Source organism: Marivita sp. (assembly GCF_017643905.1).
In the GTDB taxonomy this organism is placed as follows: domain Bacteria; phylum Pseudomonadota; class Alphaproteobacteria; order Rhodobacterales; family Rhodobacteraceae; genus Marivita.
In genome coordinates this window covers 1-5,571 of record NZ_JAEPMO010000211.1, presented here as the reverse complement: position 1 = coordinate 5,571, position 5,571 = coordinate 1, and the positions used below count along the sequence as shown (strand labels likewise).

The window sequence follows — 5,571 nt, the reverse complement described above, 5'->3', positions numbered from 1 at the left end:
GGAAAGCCAAAGACCTTTGGCATGTCGCTTTTGACGTGGAGAGCGCGCGGGTTGCCTGTTACTCCGGGCGGTATGATACAACTCTCCGACAACATGCGCGGCGCGCTTTTGATGTGTGTCTCGATGGCCGCGTTTACCTTTGGGGATGCGTCCATCAAGGTCACCGGCGGAGACTTGCCGTTATCGCAATTGCTGGTGATCCGCGGGACATTGGCCACGGCGGCGCTGATCGCGATGGCGATGTATTTCAAGGGTCTGAAGCTGCGCCTGCCCGCATCGGACTGGGCGCTGATCGTGGGCCGCGGCCTTGCCGAAGCGGCCGCGGCGTATTTCTTTCTCACCGCGCTTCTGGTAATGCCCCTGGCCAATGTGAACGCGCTTTTGCAGATGTTGCCGCTTACCGTGACCTTGGGGGGAGCATTGGTGTTCCGCGAAGCAGTGGGATGGCGGCGCTGGACGGCGATCATCATCGGCTTTATCGGCATGTTGCTGATCGTGCGGCCCGGTACGGACGGGTTCACCTCGGCCTCGGTCTATGCGCTCTGTGCCGTGGCGGCGGTGACGGTGCGCGATCTGGTCACGCGGCGTGTGTCGAAGGCTGTGCCTTCGCTGACAGTGACGGTGTTTTCGTCCTTCATCGTGACGCTGTTTGCCGGGCTGTGGTCTATTGAGCAGGAGTGGGTGGTGATGACACCGCGCCTGACGATGCTGGTTCTAATGGCGACAAGTTTTGTCGTCTGCGCCTATCTGTGCAGCGTGATGGTCATGCGTGTCGGAGAGGTCAGCTTTGTCGCGCCGTTCCGCTATACCGGATTGGTCTGGGCGTTGATCCTGGGCTTTCTGGTCTTCGACGAATGGCCTGAACCGCTGACACTGATCGGGGCGGCGATCATCGTGGCCACGGGGGTGTTCAGCCTGTTGCGCGAGGCGCAATTGAAGCGGCGGGCGCGAACGCCGATTCTACCGCGTCAGCCGTAAGGGCGAACCGCCGGTTCAGTGTTTCGATATGTTCGACGGTCGGGGCGTGAAAGTCCGGATGGTCGACCTTGGCCTTCTGACGGGAATCGTTGCTGCCGTGATGGGCCCGCAGAAACATTGGCGTGTCCGTGAAGGTCACCGTGGGCATGAACCGGTTGATGCGGCTGTGGGCGAAATTCATCAGGCTTTGTCGGACGCCGCCCTGAATGGCCATCGCCTGCGCCACGCCGAGGTACGGGTTGACTGTTTCCGTGATTTCGAACGGGTGCAGGTCGGACCGGCAGAGCGTGTAGCCGCGGTTCCAGTCGAATCCCACAAGCTTGTTGCCAAGAACCAGCGCGGCGCAATCGGTGGCGGCCTTGCGCAGACGGGCAACGAAATCGACAGCCAGTGCGTCGTCATCGTCGTGACGGACTTGCAGACAGGGTTGATTGATGTGTTTGCGGGCTGCGTTCAAAACCGATTGGCACACCTGGCGGTGGGGTGCGGGGTCGCGCGCGATGATGCGGGCTTGCGGCATATCCGCTACCAATGCCTGCAGCCGCGCCAGATATCGATCCGGCAGGCAGGTGCCGACAAGAATGACGAAGTCGAAATCGGGATCGGTTTGCGCCTTGAGACCGGGCAGGCACAGGTGTTCGAACAGGGCAAACCGCTGTTCCATGCGTTCCGTCGCGTAGAGAAAGGCGCGCCGGTCCTCGATCGCGTCATGCTCGACCTGAAACCCCCCTTCGGCGGGATAGGAAAATTGACAGAAAACGATGGTCTGCATGACGATTGCCCCTGTATAACGACTGCAAGTCGTGTAAGAACACTGTGCCTTGGCAACGCGGCGCACACAAGCGCCGGGGTGCTGTTGACAAGCTTTCCGACTCTCCATATACGCGCGTCTAATTCGGCAGGGGGAATACCTGTTTTGCCGATTTACAGGACTGGAGCGGTCAAGATCCGGGCGCAAGCCCCGATCCTCTGGAAATGCACCGTATCGCTTCCTCGAAGGAGGCGGATGCGGTTCTTTGCGTCGTTTTTGTAGAAAAACGGCGAGAATTAAACAGGGTCGAGCGGACGCGCCTGATCTTCATACGAAACCCGCACGGGACACCCCGTGCACCACATATGTGAGCTACACGGGGAAAGAACCGGAATGCCAACTATCCAACAGCTGATCCGCAAGCCGCGGCAGCCGAAAATCAAGCGCTCGAAGTCGCAGCACCTTGAGCAGTGCCCGCAGAAGCGGGGCGTTTGCACACGCGTCTATACAACCACACCGAAGAAGCCGAACTCGGCGATGCGGAAAGTGGCCAAGGTCCGTTTGACCAATGGTTACGAAGTCATCAGCTACATCCCCGGTGAAAGCCACAACCTTCAGGAACACTCTGTGGTTCTGATCCGTGGTGGTCGTGTGAAAGACCTTCCGGGTGTGCGCTATCACATCCTGCGTGGTGTTCTGGATACGCAGGGCGTCAAGGACCGGAAACAGCGCCGTTCGAAATATGGCGCGAAGCGTCCGAAGTAAGAGGAATTACAGATGTCTCGTCGTCACGCCGCAGAAAAACGCGAAGTCCTGCCCGATGCCAAGTATGGCGACCGGGTTCTGACTAAGTTCATGAACAACCTGATGATCGACGGTAAGAAGTCGGTCGCGGAACGCATCGTCTACAACGCGCTCGATCGCGTCGAAGGCAAGGTAAAGCGCGCGCCGGTGGAAATCTTCCACGAGGCGTTGGACAACATCAAGCCGTCGGTTGAAGTACGTTCCCGCCGGGTTGGTGGTGCGACCTACCAGGTGCCCGTCGAAGTGCGCCCCGAGCGCCGCGAAGCGCTTGCGATCCGCTGGTTGATCAACGCCAGCCGCGCCCGCAACGAAAACACCATGGAAGAGCGTCTTGCCGCTGAACTTCTGGATGCCGTGAACTCCCGCGGCTCCGCTGTGAAGAAGCGTGAAGACACTCACAAGATGGCCGACGCGAACAAAGCGTTCAGCCACTACCGCTGGTAATAGGAGCCAAGATCAATGGCACGCGATTATCCCCTTCAGCGCTACCGGAACTTCGGGATCATGGCGCATATCGATGCAGGCAAGACAACCTGTACCGAGCGAATTCTGTACTATACCGGCAAGTCTCACAACATCGGTGAAGTGCACGATGGTGCCGCCACCATGGACTGGATGGAGCAGGAGCAGGAACGCGGCATCACGATCACGTCCGCTGCTACCACCACGTTCTGGCAGCGTCAGGATGACCCGACCGCCGATGGCACCTCGGACACCAAGTTCCGGATGAACATCATCGACACGCCCGGCCACGTTGACTTCACCATTGAAGTTGAACGTTCGCTGGCGGTTCTCGACGGTGCGATCTGCCTTCTCGATGCCAACGCTGGTGTTGAGCCGCAGACCGAAACCGTGTGGCGTCAGGCCGACCGGTACAAGGTTCCGCGCATCGTGTTCGTCAACAAGATGGACAAGATCGGTGCCGATTTCTACAAGTGCGTCGAGATGATCGCTGACCGGACAGGTGCTGTGCCCGCTCCGATCCAGCTGCCGATTGGCGCAGAGACCGAACTCGAAGGCATCATCGACCTCGTGACCATGGAAGAGTGGGTCTACCAGGGTGAAGATCTAGGTGCGTCCTGGGTCCGTCAGCCGATCCGCGAAAGCATGGCAGACCTCGCCCAGGAATGGCGCGGCAAGCTCATCGAGAACGCCGTCGAAATGGACGACGAAGCGATGATGGAGTATCTCGAAGGCAACGAGCCTGATGTCGATACCCTTCGCAAGCTGATCCGCAAGGGCACGCTGGCGATGAAGTTCGTGCCGGTTCTCGCTGGTTCCGCGTTCAAGAACAAAGGTGTGCAGCCGCTGCTGAACGCTGTGATCGACTATCTGCCCAGCCCGCTGGACGTTGTTGATTACATGGGCTTCAAACCCGGTGACGAAACGGAAACGCGCAACATCCCGCGCCGTGCTGACGACAACATGCCGTTTGCCGGCCTCGCCTTCAAAATCATGAACGACCCGTTCGTGGGCTCTTTGACGTTTACCCGCATCTATTCGGGCAAGCTCAAGAAGGGCGACTCGATGCTCAACTCCACAAAAGGTGGAAAAGAGCGTGTGGGCCGCATGATGATGATGCATGCCATCAACCGTGAAGAAATCGAAGAAGCCTTTGCGGGTGACATCATCGCGCTTGGCGGTCTCAAGAACACAACGACCGGCGACACATTGTGTGATCCGCAGGACGCCGTTGTTCTTGAAACGATGACCTTCCCGGAGCCGGTGATCGAGATCGCGGTCGAACCGAAGACCAAGGCCGACCAGGAAAAGATGGGTATTGCTCTGGCACGTCTCGCTGCCGAAGACCCGTCGTTCCGCGTCGAAACCGATTTCGAGTCCGGTCAGACCATCATGAAGGGCATGGGCGAACTTCACCTCGACATCCTCGTCGATCGCATGAAGCGCGAGTTCAAGGTCGAGGCGAACATCGGTGCGCCTCAGGTGGCCTATCGTGAAACCATCGGTCACGAAGTCGAACATGCCTATACCCACAAGAAACAGTCGGGTGGTTCCGGTCAGTTCGCGGAAGTGAAGCTCATCATCACGCCGACAGAACCGGGTGAAGGATATTCGTTCGAGAGCCGCATCGTTGGTGGTGCCGTTCCGAAGGAATACGTCCCGGGTGTCGAAAAGGGCATCAAGTCGGTCATGGACTCCGGTCCGTTGGCGGGCTTCCCTGTGATCGACTTCAAGGTGGCTCTGGTCGACGGTAAGTTCCACGACGTGGACTCCAGCGTTCTCGCATTCGAAATCGCAGCACGTATGTGTATGCGTGAAGGTATGCGGAAAGCCGGTGCGAAGCTTCTCGAACCGATCATGAAGGTCGAGGTGGTCACACCCGAAGAATATACCGGTGGCATCATTGGTGACCTGACATCCCGTCGGGGCCAGGTGACCGGTCAGGAGCCGCGCGGCAACGCTGTTGCCATCGGCGCAATGGTGCCTCTGGCCAATATGTTCGGCTACATCAACACGCTGCGCTCCATGTCTTCGGGCCGCGCGCAGTTCACGATGCAGTTTGATCATTACGATCCGGTTCCGCAGAACATCTCGGAAGAGATTCAGGCGAAATACGCATAACCCGGGCGGGTTCGCCCGCCTCGCGGTGCGTGGGAAACCACGCACCCTACCAACCCTGTAGGATGTGTGCGCAGCACGCACCGTGATAAAAGAAAAGGAGCTTTGCAATGGGCAAGGAAAAGTTTGAGCGCGGCAAGCCGCACTGCAACATTGGCACGATAGGTCACGTTGACCACGGCAAGACGACGCTGACGGCGGCGATCACGAAGTACTTTGGCGACTTCAAGGCGTATGACCAGATTGACGGTGCGCCGGAAGAGAAGGCCCGTGGTATCACGATCTCGACCGCACACGTGGAATACGAGACCGACGCGCGTCACTACGCACACGTCGACTGCCCCGGCCACGCCGACTACGTGAAGAACATGATCACCGGTGCTGCCCAGATGGACGGCGCGATCCTGGTTGTGAACGCAGCTGACGGCCCGATGCCGCAGACCCGCGAGCACATCCTG

At 58.9% G+C, this 5,571-nt stretch carries 6 protein-coding genes; 5 read left to right on the top strand and 1 reads right to left on the bottom strand.

All coding sequences use genetic code 11. The features are described from left to right. Nucleotides 1–978: DMT family transporter (locus JJ869_RS21630; RefSeq protein WP_366510488.1), on the top strand; the 978-nt coding region annotated here is incomplete at its 5' end. Here the strand turns inward: JJ869_RS21630 and JJ869_RS21625 are convergent. Continuing rightward, nucleotides 911–1,750 (bottom strand): putative rhamnosyl transferase, encoded by an 840-nt coding sequence (locus tag JJ869_RS21625; RefSeq protein WP_292270659.1) that lies wholly within the window; start codon nucleotides 1,748–1,750, stop codon nucleotides 911–913. The two genes, JJ869_RS21630 and JJ869_RS21625, sit on opposite strands and share 68 nt — an antisense overlap. 372 nt (nucleotides 1,751–2,122) lie before the next feature. Here JJ869_RS21625 and rpsL point away from each other — a divergent pair, with 372 nt between their 5' ends. The 4 genes from rpsL to JJ869_RS21605 all read left to right on the top strand — a co-directional run. Then, on the top strand, nucleotides 2,123–2,494 hold the full coding sequence (gene rpsL / locus JJ869_RS21620) for a 30S ribosomal protein S12 (protein WP_054000841.1): 372 nt from the start codon (nucleotides 2,123–2,125) through the stop codon (nucleotides 2,492–2,494). A gap of 12 nt (nucleotides 2,495–2,506) precedes the next feature. Beyond that, nucleotides 2,507–2,977, top strand: a complete 471-nt coding sequence (gene rpsG, locus JJ869_RS21615) for a 30S ribosomal protein S7 (RefSeq protein WP_292270649.1) — start codon at nucleotides 2,507–2,509, stop codon at nucleotides 2,975–2,977. A 15-nt stretch (nucleotides 2,978–2,992) separates the two neighbouring features. Further along, the gene (gene fusA, locus JJ869_RS21610) at nucleotides 2,993–5,116 is read left to right on the top strand and encodes an elongation factor G (RefSeq protein WP_292270646.1); all 2,124 of its coding nucleotides are present in this window, start codon (nucleotides 2,993–2,995) and stop codon (nucleotides 5,114–5,116) included. A gap of 107 nt (nucleotides 5,117–5,223) precedes the next feature. Then, a partial coding sequence (locus tag JJ869_RS21605; protein ID WP_292270199.1) for a GTP-binding protein occupies nucleotides 5,224–5,571 on the top strand: 348 nt, incomplete at its 3' end.

Coding starts and splice junctions, on each gene's coding strand:
- JJ869_RS21625 (WP_292270659.1), bottom strand. CDS start 1,750: ATGCAGACCATCGTTTTCTGTCAATTTTCCTATCCCGCCGAAGGGGGG.
- rpsL (WP_054000841.1), top strand. CDS start 2,123: ATGCCAACTATCCAACAGCTGATCCGCAAGCCGCGGCAGCCGAAAATC.
- rpsG (WP_292270649.1), top strand. CDS start 2,507: ATGTCTCGTCGTCACGCCGCAGAAAAACGCGAAGTCCTGCCCGATGCC.
- fusA (WP_292270646.1), top strand. CDS start 2,993: ATGGCACGCGATTATCCCCTTCAGCGCTACCGGAACTTCGGGATCATG.